Genomic DNA, 19,590 nt, shown 5'->3' with positions numbered 1-19,590 from the left:
CGGCGGGCTACGTCACGCGCCGGGCCCGGTGGGACGTCACCTTGAGGCGGGCCTCCGCGGGCAGTTCCGGGAGGCCCGCCGAGGTCCGGGCGTGGGCCAGGACCGGGCCGGCCACGGCGGCCAGCGCGTCGGCGGGGACCGCGTGGGGTTCCAGTTCCAGCGCGACCCGCAGCGCCGGCGAGCCGCGCCGCCCGCGCAGGGCGACCCGGCAGCCGGCGACCCCGTAGAGGGCGCCGGCCTCCGCGGCCACCGCCTCCTCCAGCGCGCGCCCGCGCAGCGTGGCGAACTCCCCGTCGCCGGTGTCCACGACCACCGCCTGCAGTCGCGGGCGCCTGAGCTGGGACAGCAGCCACCACAGCGCCAGCAGTACGCCCACCGCGAGCGCGGCGGGCACCGCCCACCACCACCAGCCCTCGGCGTGCCAGTACCGGTTCCTGGTCGCCTCGCTCAGCAGCGGCGCGTGGCGGCCGTGCAGCGGCCACGCACCGGTCAGCAGCACGATCCCGGCCGCCATCAGGACCGCTCCGGCCACGGCCAGCAGGATCCGGTTCACCGTTGCGAGCATCCGTTCACCTCCTGACCCGTACACGCGGCCGCGGCGGGTGCGCGAGCCCCAGTTCCTCGATGCCGACGGCGAGCACCTCGTCCAGGTCGGCCCGTACGTCGTCCAGTTCGCGGAAGTGCGAGGTGGCCCGTACCCCGACGTGCGACCGGCCCACCTTGACCCGGACGGACAGCACCCCGGACACCTCCATGGCGCGGTCCCGCAGGATCTGCGCGGCGTCCTTGCGGCCGAGCCCGGCCCGGACGCCCGTCGGCGGGTCCGGGGTCCGCATCGGCAGGATCCGGCGCAGCCCGGGGGCCAGCGCCAGCAGCAGGAGCACCGCCCCGGCCAGGACCAGGGCCCCCGCGATCATCTGCACCCCCAGGTCCGCGGGGGTGTGTGCCGCCAGTCGGTCGGCGAGGTCGCGGCGCCAGCTCATCCCGGGGCGGCCGGCGCGTACGGCGGCCAGGTCGTACAGGAACAGGCCCGCCACCCCGAGCACGACCAGCGCGGTGAGCGCGGCGGGCACCCGCCGGGCGGAGCGGAACCGGCGGGCCCGGCCGGGGCCGTGGGCCGTCACCGCAGCCGCCGGTCCCGCCCGGAGGGGGTCCGGGTGTGGGTGGAGTGCAGGTGCTCGATGTCGATGTCGACCTCGGGTACGGACATCGACGCGCACTCCTCGATCCGCAGGGCGACCCGGCGGCGTACGGCAGCGCACTGGGCGGCCAGGTCGGAGGGGTACTCCAGCTCCAGGCTGACCCGGACCCGGGCGATGTCGTGGTGCACGGTGACGGTGGCGTGCGGGGGCGTGCCCGGGGCTGGGGCGAGCGCCTCCCGGGCGGCCTGGGCGGCGATCTTCGCGACCACCCGGTCGGCGATACGGGTGGCGCCGCGCTCGGCGGCGTCCACCCGGGGCGGGGCGGAGCGCGGCGGACTGCTCATCGGCGCCTCACCCGCGCCGGTCGTCACGGCGGCGGAACAGGTCACCCGGTTCCAGGTCCCCGTCGAGGAACCGGCCGGCCACGAAACCGATGGCGCCGAGGGCGGCCACCAGCAGGAAGGCTCCGAAACCGCCGAAGTAGCCGGCGAACGCCAGGGCCATGCCGGCGAACATTCCGGCGATCGCCATGCTCATGCGGGCTCCTCTCGGCTACTGGAGACGGGATTCCGGCTCCTCGTCGGGCTCATCGGGCAGCTTGACGTCGCTCACCGCGATGTTGACCTCGACGACCTCCAGGCCCGTCATCCGTTCGACCGCCGAGATGACGTTCTCCCGGACGGCCCGCGCGACGGCGCGGATGGAGACCCCGTAGTCCACGACGATCTCCAGGTCGAGGGCGGTCTGGGTCTCGCCGACCTCTGCCTTGACGCCGCGGCTGACGCCGGCCTTGTGGCCGCCGGGCACCCGGTCGCGGACGGCGCCGAAGGTACGGGAGAGCCCGCTGCCGCTGCCCATGGCGTGCACGCCGACCACCTCGCGGGCGGCCAGTCCGGCGATCTTCTCGACCACCCCGTCGGCGATGCTCGTGCGTCCCCGGTCGCCGGGCTCCTTGCCGGAGCCCCCTGATGCGGATTCGGTCATCGCGTGTCCCTTCGCGTGGAGAGCGGACTCACTCCGCACCACGTTAGGCGCCGGAACGCGACGGCGCCCCGGGAGTACGCCGGTCGGCTGGCCGACTTCGCCCGGGGCTCCGGTGGTGCTGCGGCCCTCAGTCGGAGAGACCGGCCAGGTCCCGCAGGCGGCGGGCCTGCGCGGCGCGCTCGGCGGCGCGCTGGTCGTCGTAGGGACGGGCCTGGGCGGAGCGCAGCAGGGTCTTCGTCTCGATCACGGCGTCCCGCGGCGGCGCGATCAGGGCCGTGGCGAGGTCCTGGACGGCGGCGTCGAGCTCGTCCGCGGGGACGACGAGGTTGGCGAGGCCGACGCGCTCCGCCTCCTCGGCGTGCACGAAGCGGCCCGTCGCGCAGATCTCCAGCGCGCGGGCGTAGCCGACCAGGGAGGTCAGGGGCTGGGTACCGGCCAGGTCGGGAACCAGGCCGAGGCTGGTCTCACGCATGGCGAACTGCACGTCGTCCGCGACCACGCGCAGGTCGCACGCGAGCGCGAGCTGGAAGCCGGCGCCGATCGCGTGCCCCTGCACGGCGGCGACGGAGATGATGTCGTTACGCCTCCACCAGGTGAATGCCTCCTGGTACTCGGCGATCGTGGCGTCGAGCAGTTCGTCCGAACCGCGCGCCAGATCGAGGAAGGACGGCTCGCCCTCGAAGCCTTCGGGGGTGAACGCCTGCCGGTCGAGCCCTGCGGAGAAGGACTTGCCCTCACCGCGCAGCACGACGACCCGAACGGTGCCCGGCAACAACCTCCCGGCCTCGGCCAAAGCCCGCCAGAGCGCGGGGGATTGGGCATTTCGCTTGGCCGGATTGGTCAGTGTCACCGTGGCGACCGTGTCGTCGACGGTGAGTCGTACGCCGTCCTTGTCGAGCAGAGCCATCTCTCATGCCTCCGGTGTGCAGTCGGCCGCAAGCTCGGCCTAAGTGACTGCACAGTAACCACCCAGCCGACCGGAAGGCCGACCGGGGGTCACCGAAGGAACCGTCGGATCATGGTGAACCTGAATCCGTTGGAGCGTTGGAACCGATGGGACCGGGGTCAGGCCGTAGCCGCCTTCTTGCCGCGCGTCGCGCCTCCGCGACCACGCAACGACACCCCGGACTCACTGAGCATCCGATGGACGAATCCGTAGGACCGGCCGGTCTCTTCGGCCAGTGCCCGGATACTCGCACCGGAGTCGTACTTCTTCTTCAGGTCTGCCGCGAGCTTGTCGCGCGCGGCGCCGGTTACCCGGCTGCCCTTCTTCAGAGTCTCGGCCACCCGTGCCTCCTCATGGGAAGTGCGCTCTGGACTTCTCATGATCACCCCTCCCACGCTTCCTGGCCACCCATTCAGCAAGGTCGGTGGGACGGCATTTCCCGAGCGGTGGACGCCCGAGCAGAACGGAATCTCCTCTTCCGCTGCATGACCTCCGTCACACTCCGCTGCCCCCGCCAGGAATCTCCAGGTCAGGGGCGCGGAAGCGGAAAACGAACGGCCCCGGTCGCGCACCTTCGCTGGTGCGGCCGGGGCCGTCGTACGACGCGCAACGGTACGAGACCGTCTCACTCAGATGATGGATCACCCGTGAGCCGAATGATCCATAAGGAACTGGATCAAAAGCGGAACGGGAACCGGAACCCGATCAGGCGAGGGCGACGAGGTCCCGGTAGTCCGGTCCCCACAGGTCCTCCACGCCGTCCGGGAGCAGGATGATCCGCTCCGGCTCCAGCGCCTCGACCGCGCCCTCGTCGTGCGTGACGAGGATGACCGCGCCCTTGTACGTGCGCAGCGCGCCCAGGATCTCCTCGCGGCTGGCCGGGTCGAGGTTGTTCGTGGGCTCGTCGAGGAGCAGCACGTTCGCCGAGGAGACGACCAGCGTGGCCAGGGCGAGACGGGTCTTCTCACCGCCGGAGAGCACCCCGGCGGGCTTGTCCACGTCGTCCCCGGAGAAGAGGAAGGAGCCGAGCGTCTTGCGCACGGCGACCAGGTCCAGGTCGGGCGCCGAGGAGCGCATGTTCTCCAGGACCGTGCGCTCCGGGTCCAGGGTCTCGTGCTCCTGGGCGTAGTAGCCGAGCTTGAGGCCGTGCCCGGGGACGACCGTGCCGGTGTCCGGCTTCTCGGTGCCGGAGAGCAGGCGCAGCAGGGTGGTCTTGCCGGCACCGTTGAGGCCGAGGATGACGACGCGGGAGCCCTTGTCGATGGCCAGGTCGACGTCGGTGAAGATCTCCAGCGAGCCGTACGACTTCGAGAGGCCCTCGGCGGTCAGCGGGGTCTTGCCGCACGGCGCCGGGTCCGGGAAGCGGAGCTTGGCGACCTTGTCGTTGACGCGGACGGCCTCCAGACCGGCGAGCAGCCGGTCGGCGCGCTTGGCCATGTTCTGTGCGGCGACGGTCTTGGTGGCCTTGGCGCGCATCTTGTCGGCCTGCGAGTTCAGGGCCGCGGCCTTCTTCTCGGCGTTCTGGCGCTCGCGCTTGCGGCGCTTCTCGTCGGCCTCGCGCTGCTGCTGGTAGAGCTTCCAGCCCATGTTGTAGACGTCGATCTGGGAGCGGTTGGCGTCCAGGTAGAAGACCTTGTTGACGACGGTCTCGACCAGGTCGACGTCGTGGGAGATGACGATGAAGCCACCGCGGTAGTTCTTCAGGTAGTCGCGCAGCCAGACGATGGAGTCGGCGTCGAGGTGGTTGGTGGGCTCGTCGAGGAGCAGGGTGTCGGCGTCCGAGAAGAGGATCCGGGCCAGCTCCACGCGGCGGCGCTGGCCACCGGAGAGGGTGTGCAGCGGCTGGCCGAGCACCCGGTCGGGCAGGCCCAGGGCGGCCGAGATGGTCGCCGCCTCCGCCTCGGCGGCGTACCCGCCCTTGGTCAGGAACTCCGTCTCCTGGCGCTCGTACTGCTTCATCGCCTTGTCGCGGGTGCCGCCGGTGCCGGTGGCGATGCGCTCCTCGTTGGCGCGCATCTTCTTGATCAGCACGTCGAGGCCGCGGGCCGACAGGATCCGGTCGCGGGCCAGCACGTCGAGGTCGCCGGTGCGCGGGTCCTGCGGGAGGTAGCCGACCTCACCCGAGCGGGCGATGGAGCCGGCGGCGGGCTGGCCCTCACCGGCGAGGCACTTGGTGAGGGTGGTCTTGCCGGCTCCGTTGCGGCCGACCAGGCCGATGCGGTCGCCCTTGGCGACACGGAAGGAGGCGGACTCGATAAGGACGCGGGCGCCGGCGCGCAGCTCGATGCCGGTGGCGGTGATCACGGAAATACTCCAGGGCGGGTCGGGACGGCGGAAGGGGGGCAGGACGCGAAGCTTCGACGCCGCTAATCCGCGAGGAGATTTGCCATGGGAGACATTCTACCGGGGGTGTGCAACTGGTTTCCGGGCGCGGGCCGGGCCGCCCGCCCCTCGGGACGGGCTCCCCCGTGTCCCCCGTCCGGCCCAGCGGCTCCCCGGGCGACCGAGGCGCGTACCGGGATGATTGGGTTGATACTCGCCGCATGGGCGGAGACGCGGCCGCACCTGTTCCACGTATGGAGGGCGGTGCGGGATGCAGTTCGACGACGACGCCAGACTCGACAGCTCCGAGGTCGAGGACAGGCGCGGCGGCAGCCGCATCCCGGGCGGCAAGGCCACCGTCGGCGGCGGCATCGTCGGTCTCATCGCGCTGATCATGGGGCTGCTGTTCGGGGTGGGGCCGGAGCAGCTGGGGCTGTCCACGGAGGAAGGGGAGCCGGTGCCGGCCTCCTCGTCCTTCAACCAGGTGAAAGAGGCCTGCAAGTCGGGGCACGACGCGAACACGCGGGAGGACTGCCGGCTGCTGGCGGTCACCCGGAGCACCCAGGCCTTCTGGCGGCAGGAGTTCGCCCGGCGCGGCGGCCAGTACAGCCCGGCGACGACCGTCTTCTTCGAGAACCGGGTGAACACCGCGTGCGGGACCGCCGGCTCGGCGGTGGGCCCCTTCTACTGCCCCGCGGACCGGAAGGTCTATCTGGACCTGGGTTTCTTCGAGGACCTGCGGACGAAGTACGGCGCGATCGGCGGCCCCTTCGCCCAGGCCTACGTCGTCGCCCACGAGTACGGGCACCACATCCAGAACCTGACCGGGACCCTCCAGCGGGCCCAGGACGGGCGGCAGGGCCCCAACAGCAACGCGGTCAAGGTCGAGCTGCAGGCCGACTGCTACGCCGGGGTGTGGGCGCACAACGCGACGAACGTCACGGACGCGTCCATCGGGCGGCCCCTGATCAAGACCCTGACCGAGGACGACATCAGGGACGGCCTCGACGCGGCGGCCGCGGTCGGTGACGACCGGATCCAGGAGAAGTTCCAGGGCCGGGTGTCCCCGGAGTCCTGGACCCACGGCTCGGCCGAGCAGCGCCGGCAGTGGTTCTACCAGGGCTACCGGACCGGCGACATGGCCCAGTGCAACACCTTCCGCTGACGGTCGGTGACGCCTGCCATGCTGGTGTGACGCGGGTCACCGTCACGAGAGGGAGTGATCGTCATGGCAGGCGTTCCGTCCATCTGTCCCACCCTGGTCTACCGCGACGCGAAGGCGGCCATCAGGCTGCTGACCGAGGCCTTCGGCTTCAGCCAGGTCGCCGTCTACGAGGGCGAGGACGGCTCGGTGATGCACGCCGAGCTGGCGTACGGCAACGGCATGGTGATGCTGGGCAGTTCGGGAAGGGGAGGGGTCTTCGACAAGGCCATGGAGGGCGCCGGCCCCTCGGGGGTCTATGTCGTGGTCGAGGACGTGGACGCCCATCACCGGCGGGCGGTCGAGCACGGCGCGGAGATCGTGATGGAGCCCACCGACCAGGACTACGGCTCCCGCGACTACATGGCCCGCGACGCCGAGGGCAACGTCTGGAGCTTCGGGACGTACGCGCCGCAGGTCTGACCCGCGGCGCGCCCGCCCCCGTGCTCGTGCGCGTACTTGTACGTGTCCCCTACGGAGTCACTCGCCGCCGGTGTGGACCTGGAAGGCAGCCCGGCGGACCGCCTTGGCCAGCGTCGGGTCGGGGTGGGCCGCGGCCAGTGCGACCAGCACCTGCACCGTGCGCGGATGTCCGACGGCACGGACCTCGTCCAGCAGCCGGGGGACGGTGGTCCGCACGGCCGAGTCCAGGTGGCGGGCCAGCAGCTCGGCCTCGCCGTGGTCGGCGATGGCGGCCGCGGTGTCCACCCAGAGCCAGGTCGACTCCTCGGCGGTGAGGACGTCCTGCGCCTCGTCGGGGTCGATCCCGTCGTGCTCGGCGAGCCAGAGCAGGGCGTAGGGGCGCAGGCCGGGCTCGCGCACGGTGGCACGCACCTCGGGCTCGGCGGGGGCGCCGACCACGCGCAGCGCCTCGAAGGCGAGGCCGCGCAGCAGGGCGTCCTCACCGCGGGCGGCCTGCAGCAGCTCGGCCACCGCGTGGCCGACGGGCCGGGCGGCGAGCCAGGCCTGGTACTCGGCGCGGGCCGGGCCGGGGGTGAGCCGCGCGCAGCCGCGCAGCATGGCGGCGGCGGACTGCTCGATGTTCCCGGCGGGGCTCTGCGCCGCGACGCAGATCTGCTCCAGCTTGACCCAGACGGCCCAGCTGCCCAGCGGGGTGAGCGTGGCCCGGGCGGGGCCGAGGGTGACGGCGTCCACGGCGGCGAGGCCGCCGAGGGCCCAGCGCAGCAGCCGGGCGAGCGGGACGGGGCGGGCCTCCGCGGAACCGGCGGCGGAGGTGAGCGCCGCCGTGGGCTCGGCCTCGTAGGGGATCTCGCACCGCTCGTCGCGCAGTTCGGTGACGCGCTGCCCGAGCAGGTCGAGCAGGTCCGGGACGGTCACCGGGCCGGCGGACAGCTGGAGCAGCGACAGGAGCTGGGGCATCGCCTCGACGACCTCGGCGACGGCCGAGGCGGCGATGTCGGCGGGTGCGGGATGGACCAGCGACCAGGCGTCGAAGAGGGCGACCCAGCCGCGCAGCACGGCGGTGTCGTCGCGGTCCCAGGCACGCAGCCGCCAGCCGGGCCGGGCGTGGCCGCCGTGCACCTCGACCAGTCCGGCGAGCCGGGCGCGGTCCCAGCCGACCTGGATCTGGCCGTGCGTCAGGCCGAGTTCCGTGGCGGCGCGTTCGACGTCGGCGGCGGGCAGGGCGCCCGTCGGGGCGGGCCGGCCACCACCCCCGGCGCCCAGATTGCGCTCGGCCCAGCGGGTCAGGCGTACCGCGTCGGCGAGCGAGGCCCGGGCCCGGTTCGCGAGGTCTGCCGTGGCGGGTGTACCCGCCGGGGGCCTGGGCGCGGGCCGGGTGCGCCGGTCGGTCACCGCCTTGCGGGCCGCGGCGACGGAACGCGGCGAGACGAGTCGGAGTCTGGAGTCGCGAGCCAACTGCTCATCAGGCTTTCGGGACGTCACGGAAGCAGTCTCGCCCGTCACTGGCCGAAAGCCCAAACGGAACCGGTCGTTGTCGCCGGTCACCCGCAGTGCAGACCGGGACAAGCCGCCCGTGGGGCCCTGTCCGTCACAGGGCCTTCACATGGCTGCCCCGCACACGGCGGCCCTTCGTACGGTGCCCCTTCGTTGGTGGTCCTTCACATGAGGGGGGTGAGGAAGCGGCGCAGGGCCTCCTCGTATCCGGCCGGGTCGGCGTTCCACATCGCGCCGTGCCCGGCCCGGCTCACGGTGTGCAGCGTGACGAGGTCGGGGCGGGCGGCGGCGAGTCTGCGCGAGGGCCCCCAGGGGGCGAGCGCGTCGTCCGGCCCGTGGAGGATCAGTACGGGGACGCGCAGCGCGCCGGGGTCGGCGCCCGCCGGCCGGCGGTCGGCGCGCAGGCCCGTGAGGCCCTCGGCGGCCCGGACCGCCAGCGGCAGCACCACGCCGGGGACACCGCGCGCCGCGGCGAGCCCGCGCAGGGTGGCGTGCCAGTCGAGCACCGGGGAGTCGAGGACCAGTCCGGAGATCCGGTGGGCGAGCGGCGAGCGTTCGAAGGCGTGCAGGGCCATGGTGGCGCCGGTGGACCAGCCGTAGAGGACCACGCGGCGGGCTCCGTAGCGCAGGGCGTAGCGGATGGCGGCGTCCAGGTCGCGCCATTCCGATTCACCGAGGTGGCCGAGGCCGTCCGGGGGTGCGGGGGCGCCGAGGTCGCCGCGGTAGCCGAGGTCCAGTACGGGCAGCTGGTGGCGGTGCAGGAAGGGCATGACCACCATCGGGTGCTCGCGGCTGCCGCCGAGCCCGTGCACGGCGATCACCCAGGTGTCCCGGGCGGCGGGCACGAACCAGGCGGGCAGGGCGCCGAGCTCTCCGGGGATGTCCACGTCGGCGTGGTCGAGCCCGAGGGCGGTGCGCGGGTTGCCGACGTACACCTGGGGGGTGAGGGAGACCCGGGTGCCGGGGTCGAGGACGCCGTGGGTGACGGAGACGAGCCGCCGTACGACGGCGTCCGGGCCGGGGTCGGCGTCCGCGAGGACGGGCCCGACGACGGCGTGCACACCGGGTGCGACCAGGCCGTAGGTGCCGGGGCGCAGGGAGGCGAGCGAGCGGGTCAGTGTGATGCGGCCCTCGGTGGCGGAGTGGACGCTGAGCCGTGGTCCGCCGGGGAGCGGGCGTCCGGGTTCGGGCCGCAGGGCCGCGTCGGCGGCGTGTCGGCCGATGGCGACGGCGGCCGCGCCGGCACCCAGGAGCGTCGTGGTGACGGCCGCAGCCGTCGCTGTCGCGGTACGCACTGCTCCAGTGTCGGGTCGGTGCCTCGGGCGGGCCACCGGAGCCGATCCCTCCGTCGCCGGTTCCGATCCTTCGGCCGCCGCCGCGGATCGGGTCGCCGTCGAGTGATCTGGGTCTCTTTCGGCGCCCCGGAGGCGGGGTCGTGTGGACGGCCGACCCCCTGCGGAGGGGTTCATTCACCCGGCTTTGACGTGCATTAATAGCGATATCTACGCCAGAATCAGGACGAATGGCGCGATCACACCCCGCGCCAGTACACCGCTCCGCCCAGGTCAGTTCATCTTCCGTTCACCCAGGTTGCCTACGGTCGCCGAGCCACTGACGTCAAACAGAAGCCTGGGTAAATGGAGCACATAACGCTTCTCCTCGGGATCGTGATCATTACCGCTCTCGTGTTCGACTTCACGAACGGTTTCCACGACACAGCCAACGCGATGGCTACCACCATCTCGACCGGCGCCCTCAAGCCCAAGACGGCGGTGGCCATGTCCGCCGTGCTCAACCTGGTCGGCGCGTTCATGTCCGTGGAGGTCGCCAAGACGATCTCCAAGGGGCTCGTCAACGAAGAGGGCATCCAGCCAGAGGTGATCTTCGCCGCCCTGGTCGGCGCGATCCTCTGGAACCTCGTCACCTGGCTGGTCGGTCTCCCCTCCAGCTCCTCGCACGCCCTGATGGGCGGCCTGATCGGCGCCGCCGTCGCCTCCGCCGGCATCGGCGCGGTCAACGGCAGCGTCGTCGTCACCAAGGTCCTCATCCCCGCGATCGCCGCCCCGCTCGTGGCCGGCATCGCCGCGTACCTGGCCGCCAAGGTCACGTACAAGCTGGGTGACAAGGTCGGCGAGAAGACCTCCGCGAAGGGCTACCGCGCCGGTCAGATCGCCTCGGCCGGTCTCGTCTCCCTCGCGCACGGCACCAACGACGCGCAGAAGACGATGGGCATCATCACCCTGGCCCTCATCGCCGGCGGCGCGATCGCGCCCGACGCGAACCCGCCGGTCTGGGTCATCGTCTCCGCCGGTATGGCCATCGCCATGGGCACCTACCTGGGCGGCTGGCGCATCATCCGCACCATGGGCAGCGGCCTGACCGACCTGCAGCCGCAGCAGGGCTTCGCCGCCCAGACCTCGGCCGCGTCCGTCATCCTCGCCTCCTCGAACCTCGGCTTCTCGCTCTCCACCACCCACGCGTGCTCCGGCGCCGTCATGGGTTCGGGCCTGGGCCGCAAGGGCGGCGTGGTCCGCTGGTCCACCGCCACCCGCATGTTCATCGCCTGGGGCCTGACCCTGCCGGCCGCCGCGCTGGTCTCGGCCGGCGCCGAGCTGGTCATGCGTACCGGTGACATCGGCATCGCCGCCGTCGCGGTCTTCCTGGTCGGCGCCTGCTTCGCCATCTGGGTCATCTCCCGCCGTCAGGTCGTCGACCACCACAACGTCAACGACGTGGAGCCGGCCGCCGCGGAGGAGCCGGGTGTCGTCACCACGGCGATCGCCGCCGTCACCGTCCCGCCGACCGTCGCCGCGGCCGGACCGTCCGCCGGTACGACCGCCGCGGTCACGGACGAGGACCTCAAGGCCACCATCCCGGCCGTGACCCAGACCGAGGCGACCCAGACCGAGGCGGCCCCGGCCGCCGCGGTCTGACCGCGCCAGAGAAACACAGAGGAATCGGCAGTATGAAGATCGACTGGGAAGCACTCGGCTCCGTCTTCGGGGTCAGCCTCTCCGCCACCGTCGCCCTCGTGGCCCTGTTCACCCTGGGCCTGGTGGGCCTGTCCAAGCACGAGGCGGCCACCGAGCAGGGCGGCACCGCCACCCTGGCCCGCACCGGCGCGTACCTCTGCTTCGCGCTCGTCGCGTCGGCCGTGGCGTACGGGATCTACCTGATCGTCTCCTGATCCGCCGCCGCAGGGCGGGTCGGGTGTGAAGGCTCCCTCCGGGTTCGTCCCGGGGGGAGCTTTCGCGTCCCCTCCCGCGCCCTCCGTCCCCACCGCATCGCAGGTCAACGGCGAGTTGACGGGCCTTCGAGGTGCGTGGTGGACTGCCCGAGCCAATACGGCGGCATGGAGAGGAAGTCCGGTGCGAATCCGGCGCGGTCCCGCCACTGTCACCGGGGAGCGCACGCCGCGCGTGCGTCCCGGGAGCCAGGAACTCTCGCCGCCGGACACGTCGAACCAGGGCGCGGACCCTGAGTGAGGACATACCTGCCACCATGCGTGCCGATCGCGTCTTCGCGTACGGCGCCACGGCGGGCCTGATCGGCGACCGGATCCTCGGGGATCCGCGCCGAGGGCACCCCGTGGCCGCCTTCGGACGGGCCGCCGCCGCCGTCGAACGCTCCCTGTGGCGCGACGACCGCGCCCGGGGCCTGCTGCACACCCTGGTGTGCGCCGGGGGCGCGGCCGCCGTCGGAGCGCTGGGCGCCCGCGCCGTGCGCTCCCGGCCCGCCGCCGCCCGTATCGCCCTGACCGCCGCCGCCACCTGGGCCGTCGTGGGCGGCACCTCGCTGGGCCGGGAGGCCCGCGCCATCGGCGGCGCGCTCGCCGCCGGGGACATCGAGGTGGCCCGGGAGCGGCTGCCCCACCTGTGCGGACGCGACCCGCAGGCCCTGGACGGGCAGCAGATGGCCCGCGCCGTCGTGGAGTCGGTCGCCGAGAACACCTCCGACGCGGTGGTCGGGGCCCTGGTGTGGGGCGCCGTCGCCGGAGTCCCCGGACTCCTGGCCTTCCGCGCCGTGAACACCCTGGACGCGATGGTCGGCCACCGGTCCCCCCGCTACCTGCGCTACGGCTGGGCCTCCGCCCGGCTCGACGACCTGGCCGGCTGGCCGGGAGCCCGGCTGACGGCGGCCGCCGCCGTACTGGCCGGCCCCGACCGCCGGGGCGCCGTACGGGCCTGGCGCGCCGACGCCGCCGCGCACCCGAGCCCGAACGCCGGGCCCGTCGAGGCCTCCTTCGCCGGGGCGCTGGGCGTCAGACTGGGCGGAACCCTCGCGTACGGAGGCCGGATCGAGCACCGCGCCGTACTGAACGGCGGGGCGGGGCGGCCGGTGCGGGTCGCGGACATCGAGCGGGCGGTACGGCTGTCGCGGCAGGTGACCTGGCTGACGCTGGGCGCCTGCGTGGCGGCACGGACTCTGGTGGCACGAGTACGAGGGGGACGCGCATGAGCGGCGCGAAGCGCGGCGGCGGACTGCTGGTCGCCGGAACGACGTCGGACGCGGGCAAGAGCGTGGTCACCGCGGGCATCTGCCGCTGGCTGGCCCGGCAGGGCGTGAAGGTGGCGCCCTTCAAGGCGCAGAACATGTCGCTGAACTCCTTCGTGACGCTGGAGGGGGCCGAGATCGGGCGCGCCCAGGCCATGCAGGCCCAGGCGGCCCGCGTGGAGCCGACCGCGCTGATGAACCCGGTGCTGCTCAAGCCGGGCAGCGACCGGAGCAGCCAGGTGGTGCTGCTGGGCAAGCCGGTGGGCGAGATGAGTGCGCGCGGGTTCTTCGGGGCGTCCGGGCCCGCGGCGCAGCCGCAATCAGGCGCGGTGTCCCCCGGAAAGGCGCTGCGCGGAGGGCGGCAGGAGCAGTTGCTCGGCGTCGTCACGGACTGCCTGGAGCAGCTGCGGGGCACGTATGACGCCGTGATCTGCGAGGGGGCGGGCAGTCCGGCCGAGATCAACCTGCGCCGGACCGACATCGTGAACATGGGCATCGCGCGGGCCGCGCGGTTCCCGGTGGTCGTGGTCGGGGACATCGACCGCGGCGGGGTCTTCGCGTCCTTCTTCGGGACGACGGCGCTGCTCTCCCCCGAGGACCAGTCCCTGATCGCGGGATACATGGTCAACAAGTTCCGCGGCGACGTGTCGCTGCTGGAGCCGGGCATGGAGATGCTGCGCGGCCTGACGGGCCGGGCCACGTACGGGGTGCTGCCGTTCCAGCACGGCCTGGGCATCGACGAGGAGGACGGCCTGCGGGTCTCCCTGCGGGGCGCCGTACGGGAGTCCGTGGTCGCGCCGCCGGTGGGCGAGGACGTGCTGCGGGTCGCGGTGTGCGCGGTGCCGCTGATGTCCAACTTCACGGACGTCGACGCGCTCGCGGCGGAGCCGGGGGTCGTGGTGCGGTTCGTGGACCGGGCCGAGGAACTGGCCGACGCGGACCTGGTCGTCGTACCCGGCACCCGGGGCACGGTGAAGGCCCTGGAGTGGCTGCGGGAACGCGGGCTCGCGGACGCGCTGGCGCGGCGGGCCGCCGAGGGGCGGCCGGTGCTGGGCATCTGCGGCGGGTTCCAGGTGCTGGGCGAGCGGATCTCGGACGAGGTCGAATCGAAGGCGGGCGAGGTCGACGGCCTCGGACTGCTGCCGGTGCGCGTCCGCTTCGAGCGGGAGAAGACCCTGGCCCGGCCGTCCGGGACGGCGCTCGGCGAGCCGGTGGACGGGTACGAGATCCACCACGGGGTGGCCGAGGTCCTGGGCGGGGAGCCGTTCCTGGACGGGTGCCGGGTGGGCTCGGTCTGGGGCACGCACTGGCACGGCTCGCTGGAGTCGGACGGCTTCCGCCGGGCGTTCCTGCGGGAGGTGGCTGCGGCTGCCGGGCGGCGCTTCGTCCCGGCGCCGGACACGTCGTTCGGCGTGCTGCGGGAGGAACAGCTGGACCTGCTGGGCGACCTGATCGAGCAGCACGCGGACACGGACGCGCTGCTGAAGCTGATCGAGACCGGCGCCCCGGCGGACCTCCCCTTCCTCCCCCCGGGCGCCCCGTGACGGCCGGCCGGGCCCCGCGGGGCGCTCCCCCGCCCCGCCCCTTCCCGAACAAGCCCCGCCGGCGATCGAGGCGCGGGGTCTGGGGCGGAGCCCCAGCAGCAGCACCGCACACGGCAACGGTCCGCGCCTTCCAAGGAGTGAGCAACACATGAGCACCCCGTATCCGTTCACCGCAGTGGTCGGCCAGACCGACCTGCGGCTGGCGCTCCTGCTCAACGCCGTGAGCCCGGCGGTCGGCGGGGTGCTCGTGCGCGGTGAGAAGGGCACCGCCAAGTCCACCGCCGTCCGCGCGCTGTCCGCGCTGCTGCCGCAGGTGGACGTCGTGTCGGGCTGCCGGTTCAGCTGCGCGCCCACCGCGCCGGACCCGGTCTGCCCGGACGGCCCGCACGAGCCCGGACCCGGCGGCGTGCGGCCCGCCCGCATGGTGGAGCTGCCCGTCGGTGCCTCCGAGGACCGGCTCGTCGGCGCCCTCGACATCGAACGGGCCCTCGCCGAGGGCGTGAAGGCCTTCGAGCCCGGCCTGCTCGCCGACGCGCACCGCGGGATCCTGTACGTCGACGAGGTCAACCTCCTGCACGACCACCTGATCGACCTGCTGCTGGACGCCGCCGCGATGGGCGCCTCGTACGTGGAGCGCGAGGGCGTCTCCGTCCGGCACGCCGCCCGCTTCCTGCTCGTCGGCACCATGAACCCCGAGGAGGGCGAGCTCCGCCCGCAGCTCCTCGACCGGTTCGGGCTCACCGTCGAGGTGGCCGCCTCCCGCGAGCCCGCCCAGCGCGTCGAGGTGGTCCGCCGCCGGCTCGCCTACGAGGACGACCCCGCGGGCTTCGCGACCCGCTGGGCCGGTGACGAGCACGAGGTCCGCGCACGCGTGGTGGCCGCGCGGGCACTGCTCCCGAAGGTCACGCTCGGCGACACCGCACTGCTGCAGATCGCGGCGACCTGTGCCGGGTTCGAGGTCGACGGGATGCGGGCCGACATCGTGATGGCCCGGACCGCGACCGCGCTGGCCGCCTGGGCCGGGCGGACCGACGTACGGAAGGAAGACGTCCGGCAGGCCGCCCTGCTGGCGCTCCCCCACCGGCGGCGCCGCAACCCCTTCGACGCGCCGGGGCTGGACGAGGACATGCTCGACCGGATCCTGGACGAGTTCCCCGACGAGGAGCCGGAGCCCGAGCCCGAGCCGGATCCGGAGGGCCCCGAGGACGGCGGCCCCGACGGCGGCCCCGACGACGGCGGTCCCGACGGCGGTGGCGGCCTGCCCCCGCAGGGCGGCGGACCCGAGGACCAGGCCTCGGCCGATACCCCGGAGGCCCCCGAGACCGGCGAGGCTCCCGCTGAGGCCCCCGAGTCCCCGCAGCCCTCCGTACAGGAGAACGCCGGGCCCGAACAGGCCGCGGTACGCGCCGCCGAGCCGTTCCGGACCAAGATGCTCAGCGTGCCCGGCCTCGGCGAGGGCGCGTCCGGACGCCGGTCCCGCGCCCGCACCGCCCACGGCCGCACCACCGGCGCCCAGCGCCCGCGCGGGCACCTGACGAAACTGCACCTGGCCGCCACCATCCAGGCCGCCGCCCCGCACCAGAAGGCGCGCGGCCGCGCCGGGCGCGGCCTCGTGATCCGCAAGGACGACCTGCGCCAGGCCACCCGCGAGGGCCGCGAGGGCAACCTCGTCCTCTTCGTCGTCGACGCCTCCGGCTCCATGGCCGCCCGGCAGCGCATGAGCGCCGTCAAGGGCGCCGTGCTCTCGCTGCTCCTGGACGCCTACCAGCGCCGGGACAAGGTCGGCCTGATCACCTTCCGGGGGGCCACGGCCGAACTGGCCCTGCCGCCGACCTCCTCGGTGGACGCGGCGGCGGCCCGGCTGGAGCAGCTGCCCACGGGCGGCCGCACTCCGCTGGCCGCCGGGCTGCTGAAGGCCCACGAGGTGCTGCGGATCGAGCGGCTCCGGGACCCCTCGCGCCGGCCGCTGCTCGTGGTCGTCACCGACGGGCGGGCCACCTCGGCCGGGAACGCCGGGGGCCGTACCGACAGCAGCCCGCGGGAGCTCGCCGGGCACAGCGCGCGGCTGCTGCAGGCCGGGGGCGTCGCCTCCGTGGTCGTGGACTGCGAGTCCGGGCCGGTCCGGCTGGGGCTGGCCGGGGTACTGGCCCGTGACCTCGGCGGGCCCGCCGTCACGCTCGACGGGCTGCGGGCCGACTCGCTGGCCGGGCTCGTGAAGAACGTACGTACCGCGGTGGCAGCCACCGCTTCACCCAACAGCAGCAACAGGAGGGCCGCGTAATGCCTCAGGGACAGCCGTCCGTCGTTCCGGACGACGGGCTCACCACGCGCCAGCGCCGCAACCGCCCGCTGGTCTTCGTCCACACCGGCCCCGGCAAGGGCAAGTCGACGGCGGCCTTCGGGCTGGCGCTGCGCGCCTGGAACCAGGGCTGGCCGATCGGGGTGTTCCAGTTCGTCAAGTCGGCGAAGTGGAAGGTCGGCGAGGAGAACGCGCTCAAGGTGCTCGGCGCCTCCGGTGAGGGCGGTTCCGTCGTCTGGCACAAGATGGGCGAGGGCTGGTCCTGGGTCCAGCGGGACGCGCAGCTGGACAACGAGCAGGCGGCCAAGGAAGGCTGGGAGCAGGTCAAGCGCGATCTGGCCGCCGAGACGCACAAGCTGTACGTGCTCGACGAGTTCGCCTACCCGATGCACTGGGGCTGGATCGACGTCGACGAGGTCATCGAGGTGCTGCGGGCCCGTCCCGGCACACAGCACGTGGTGATCACGGGCCGCAACGCGCCGGAGAAGCTGGTGGAGTTCGCGGACCTCGTCACCGAGATGACCAAGGTCAAGCACCCGATGGACACGGGACAGAAGGGTCAGAAGGGCATCGAGTGGTGACGTCCGACCGGTTCAACGTGCCCCGTCTGGTCATCGCCGCGCCGTCGTCCGGCAGCGGCAAGACCACCGTGGCCACGGGCCTGATGGCGGCCTTCTCGGAGCGCGGCCTCGCCGTGTCCCCGCACAAGGCCGGGCCCGACTACATCGACCCCGGCTACCACGCGCTGGCCACCGGCCGGCCGGGGCGCAACCTCGATGCCTTCATGTGCGGGCCGGACCTGGTCGCTCCGCTGTTCGCGCACGGGGCGGCCGGGTGCGACCTGGCCGTGGTCGAGGGCGTCATGGGGCTCTACGACGGCGCCGCGGGCCGGGGCGAGCTGGCGTCGACGGCGCAGGTCGCGAAGTTGCTGCGGGCGCCGGTGGTGCTGGTGGTCGACGCCTCCTCGCAGTCGCGGTCGGTGGCGGCGCTGGTGCACGGCTTCGCCTCCTTCGACCCGCAAGTACGGCTGGGGGGCGTGATCCTGAACAAGGTCGGCTCCGACCGGCACGAGGTGATGCTGCGGGAGGCCCTGGAGGAGGCGGGGATGCCGGTCCTCGGTGTCCTGCGGCGGGCTCCGCAGGTGGCCACTCCCTCGCGCCACCTGGGGCTGGTCCCGGTGGCCGAGCGGCACGCCGACGCGCTGGCCTCGGTGGAGGCGCTGGCCGCGCAGGTCCGGGCGGGCTGTGACCTGGACGCCCTCATGGCGCTCGCCCGCACGGCCCCGCCGCTGGACTGCGAAGCCTGGTCGCCCGAACGGTCCCTGACGGCCTCCGCGACGGCCTCCGCGCCTGGCTCCGCCACGCCGCAGGGACGGCCCGTCGTCGCCGTGGCGGGCGGGGCGGCCTTCACGTTCTCGTACGCCGAGCACACGGAGCTGCTGCGAGCGGCCGGCGCGGAGGTCGTCACCTTCGACCCCCTCCGGGACGAGGCGCTCCCCGACGGCACCGGCGGTCTGGTGATCGGCGGCGGCTTCCCGGAGATGTACGCACCCGAGCTGTCCGCCAACGAACCTCTGCGGGCGGCCGTCGCCGCCTTCGCCGCGGCCGGCGGTCCGGTCGCCGCCGAGTGCGCCGGGCTGCTCTACCTCGGGCGCTCGCTGGACGGGAAGCCCATGTGCGGGGTGCTCGACGCCGACGCGCGGATGTCGGACCGCCTCACCCTCGGCTACCGCGAGGCGGTGGCGGTGTCCGACAGCGCGCTCGCGCCGGCGGGGACCCGGCTGCGCGGGCACGAGTTCCACCGGACGGTGATCGAGCCGGGCGCCGGCGCGGCCCCGGCCTGGGGGTTCACGCACCCGGAACGCCGGGTCGAGGGCTTCGTACAGCAGGGTGTGCACGCCAGTTACCTGCACACGCACTGGGCGGCCGAGCCGTCCGTGGCCCGCCGTTTCACGGAAGCCGCGGCAGCCCGGCGGTGATCTCCGTGCCCGGCCGGCGCTCAGTCCGCGATGCCCACCACCAGCCAGATCCCGGCGACCCCGCCCACCGTGCACATCAGCGTGGACAGGGCGGGGTGCTTGTGGTGGGCCTCGGGCAGGATCTCGGCGGCCGCGAGGTAGAGCAGGACGCCTCCGAAGAAGCCGAGGTACGCGCCGAGAGGTTCCTCCGGAAGGGTGAACAGCAAAGTGGACGCCGCGCCGACGACCGGGGCGACGGCGTCCGCGAAGAGCATCAGCAGGGCCTTGCGGCGGTCGTTCCCGTAGAGCCTGGTGAGCGTGTACGTGTTGAACCCGTCGGCGAAGTCGTGGGTGATGACGGCCAGCGCCACGGCCACCCCCATCCCCCCGCCGACCTGGAAGGCCGCGCCCAGGGCCACTCCGTCGGCGAGGCTGTGGCCGACCATGGCCGCGGCCGCGGTGAGCCCGACCTGGGGGACGCGGGTCCCGTCCTCGGCGCCGTGCGCGGCCTGGCGGACCGCCAGCAGCCGTTCCACGACGTGCGCGACCAGGAATCCGCCCACGAAGAGCAGCAGGGCGAGCGGGACGCCGAACACCTCGTCGCCCGCCGCGTGGAGGGCCTCCGGGAGCAGGTCGAGGCCCACGACGCCGAGCATCAGCCCGCCGGCCAGGCCCAGCACGAGGTGGCGGCGGTCGGTGACGCGCTGCGCCGCCCATCCGCCCGCCAGGGTCATCAGGAACGCGCCCAACGCCACGATCACGGCCATGCGCCCCTGAATACAGA

General features: G+C 73.6%; 20 protein-coding genes and 1 riboswitch. Of the genes, 9 read left to right on the top strand and 11 right to left on the bottom strand.

The window, feature by feature from the left end:
• Nucleotides 1–7: 7 nt before the first annotated feature.
• From amaP to Sspor_RS31505, 8 genes are all read right to left on the bottom strand, one after another.
• Nucleotides 8–565, bottom strand: coding sequence for an alkaline shock response membrane anchor protein AmaP (gene amaP, locus Sspor_RS31540; RefSeq protein ID WP_202202126.1), 558 nt, complete (start codon nucleotides 563–565; stop codon nucleotides 8–10).
• 4 nt (nucleotides 566–569) lie between these two features.
• Nucleotides 570–1,124, bottom strand: coding sequence for a DUF6286 domain-containing protein (locus Sspor_RS31535; protein ID WP_202202125.1), 555 nt, complete (start codon nucleotides 1,122–1,124; stop codon nucleotides 570–572).
• Nucleotides 1,121–1,486 carry an Asp23/Gls24 family envelope stress response protein gene (locus tag Sspor_RS31530; RefSeq protein ID WP_202202124.1) on the bottom strand — a complete coding sequence of 122 codons (366 nt, stop codon included), beginning with the start codon at nucleotides 1,484–1,486 and terminating at the stop codon, nucleotides 1,121–1,123. The genes Sspor_RS31535 and Sspor_RS31530 overlap by 4 nt, the downstream gene beginning before the upstream one ends.
• Nucleotides 1,487–1,493: 7 nt before the next feature.
• Nucleotides 1,494–1,679: a hypothetical protein gene (locus tag Sspor_RS31525; protein ID WP_030762666.1), complete on the bottom strand. Its 186-nt coding sequence runs from the start codon at nucleotides 1,677–1,679 to the stop codon at nucleotides 1,494–1,496.
• A gap of 15 nt (nucleotides 1,680–1,694) precedes the next feature.
• A complete protein-coding gene (locus Sspor_RS31520) occupies nucleotides 1,695–2,126 on the bottom strand; it encodes an Asp23/Gls24 family envelope stress response protein (protein ID WP_202202123.1) in 432 nt (143 codons plus the stop codon).
• A 127-nt stretch (nucleotides 2,127–2,253) separates the two neighbouring features.
• Nucleotides 2,254–3,033: an enoyl-CoA hydratase/isomerase family protein gene (locus tag Sspor_RS31515; protein ID WP_202202122.1), complete on the bottom strand. Its 780-nt coding sequence runs from the start codon at nucleotides 3,031–3,033 to the stop codon at nucleotides 2,254–2,256.
• Nucleotides 3,034–3,191: 158 nt separating this feature from the next.
• Nucleotides 3,192–3,413 (bottom strand): helix-turn-helix domain-containing protein, encoded by a 222-nt coding sequence (locus Sspor_RS31510; RefSeq protein WP_030010789.1) that lies wholly within the window; start codon nucleotides 3,411–3,413, stop codon nucleotides 3,192–3,194.
• Between the two features lie 364 nt (nucleotides 3,414–3,777).
• A complete protein-coding gene (locus tag Sspor_RS31505; protein WP_150256874.1) occupies nucleotides 3,778–5,376 on the bottom strand; it encodes an ABC-F family ATP-binding cassette domain-containing protein in 1,599 nt (532 codons plus the stop codon).
• A gap of 289 nt (nucleotides 5,377–5,665) precedes the next feature.
• Here Sspor_RS31505 and ypfJ point away from each other — a divergent pair, with 289 nt between their 5' ends.
• A complete protein-coding gene (gene ypfJ / locus Sspor_RS31500; RefSeq protein WP_202202121.1) occupies nucleotides 5,666–6,559 on the top strand; it encodes a KPN_02809 family neutral zinc metallopeptidase in 894 nt (297 codons plus the stop codon).
• A gap of 63 nt (nucleotides 6,560–6,622) precedes the next feature.
• On the top strand, nucleotides 6,623–7,018 hold the full coding sequence (locus Sspor_RS31495) for a VOC family protein (protein WP_202202120.1): 396 nt from the start codon (nucleotides 6,623–6,625) through the stop codon (nucleotides 7,016–7,018).
• Nucleotides 7,019–7,075: 57 nt separating this feature from the next.
• Here Sspor_RS31495 and Sspor_RS31490 read toward each other — a convergent pair whose 3' ends face one another.
• A complete protein-coding gene (locus Sspor_RS31490; protein WP_372499615.1) occupies nucleotides 7,076–8,500 on the bottom strand; it encodes a hypothetical protein in 1,425 nt (474 codons plus the stop codon).
• Nucleotides 8,501–8,676: 176 nt separating this feature from the next.
• On the bottom strand, nucleotides 8,677–9,807 hold the full coding sequence (locus tag Sspor_RS31485) for an alpha/beta hydrolase family protein (RefSeq protein WP_202202119.1): 1,131 nt from the start codon (nucleotides 9,805–9,807) through the stop codon (nucleotides 8,677–8,679).
• A 342-nt stretch (nucleotides 9,808–10,149) separates the two neighbouring features.
• Here Sspor_RS31485 and Sspor_RS31480 point away from each other — a divergent pair, with 342 nt between their 5' ends.
• From Sspor_RS31480 to Sspor_RS31450, 7 genes are all read left to right on the top strand, one after another.
• Entirely contained in the window at nucleotides 10,150–11,445 is a 1,296-nt protein-coding gene (locus tag Sspor_RS31480) for an inorganic phosphate transporter (RefSeq protein ID WP_202202118.1), read from the top strand.
• A 32-nt stretch (nucleotides 11,446–11,477) separates the two neighbouring features.
• Complete coding sequence (locus Sspor_RS31475) at nucleotides 11,478–11,699, top strand: hypothetical protein (protein WP_202202117.1); 222 nt, start codon at nucleotides 11,478–11,480, stop codon at nucleotides 11,697–11,699.
• A 170-nt stretch (nucleotides 11,700–11,869) separates the two neighbouring features.
• Nucleotides 11,870–11,955, top strand: a riboswitch (cobalamin riboswitch).
• A 58-nt stretch (nucleotides 11,956–12,013) separates the two neighbouring features.
• On the top strand, nucleotides 12,014–12,970 hold the full coding sequence (locus tag Sspor_RS31470; protein WP_202202116.1) for a cobalamin biosynthesis protein: 957 nt from the start codon (nucleotides 12,014–12,016) through the stop codon (nucleotides 12,968–12,970).
• Entirely contained in the window at nucleotides 12,967–14,550 is a 1,584-nt protein-coding gene (locus Sspor_RS31465; protein WP_202202115.1) for a cobyric acid synthase, read from the top strand. The genes Sspor_RS31470 and Sspor_RS31465 overlap by 4 nt, the downstream gene beginning before the upstream one ends.
• A gap of 148 nt (nucleotides 14,551–14,698) precedes the next feature.
• Complete coding sequence (locus Sspor_RS31460; protein ID WP_202202114.1) at nucleotides 14,699–16,831, top strand: putative cobaltochelatase; 2,133 nt, start codon at nucleotides 14,699–14,701, stop codon at nucleotides 16,829–16,831.
• Complete coding sequence (cobO, locus tag Sspor_RS31455) at nucleotides 16,831–17,430, top strand: cob(I)yrinic acid a,c-diamide adenosyltransferase (RefSeq protein ID WP_202202113.1); 600 nt, start codon at nucleotides 16,831–16,833, stop codon at nucleotides 17,428–17,430. Before Sspor_RS31460 ends, cobO begins: the two co-directional genes overlap by 1 nt.
• Entirely contained in the window at nucleotides 17,424–18,827 is a 1,404-nt protein-coding gene (locus Sspor_RS31450; RefSeq protein WP_202202112.1) for a cobyrinic acid a,c-diamide synthase CobB, read from the top strand. Before cobO ends, Sspor_RS31450 begins: the two co-directional genes overlap by 7 nt.
• A gap of 20 nt (nucleotides 18,828–18,847) precedes the next feature.
• On the opposite strand, the gene Sspor_RS31445 is transcribed toward Sspor_RS31450, so the two are convergent.
• Nucleotides 18,848–19,573, bottom strand: a complete 726-nt coding sequence (locus Sspor_RS31445) for a ZIP family metal transporter (protein ID WP_202202111.1) — start codon at nucleotides 19,571–19,573, stop codon at nucleotides 18,848–18,850.
• Nucleotides 19,574–19,590: the final 17 nt, after the last annotated feature.

Source organism: Streptomyces spororaveus, assembly GCF_016755875.1.
In the GTDB taxonomy this organism is placed as follows: Bacteria; Actinomycetota; Actinomycetes; order Streptomycetales; family Streptomycetaceae; genus Streptomyces; species Streptomyces spororaveus.
The sequence above is the reverse complement of the archived record's forward strand: the minus strand, read 5'-3'. Positions and strand labels throughout refer to the sequence as shown.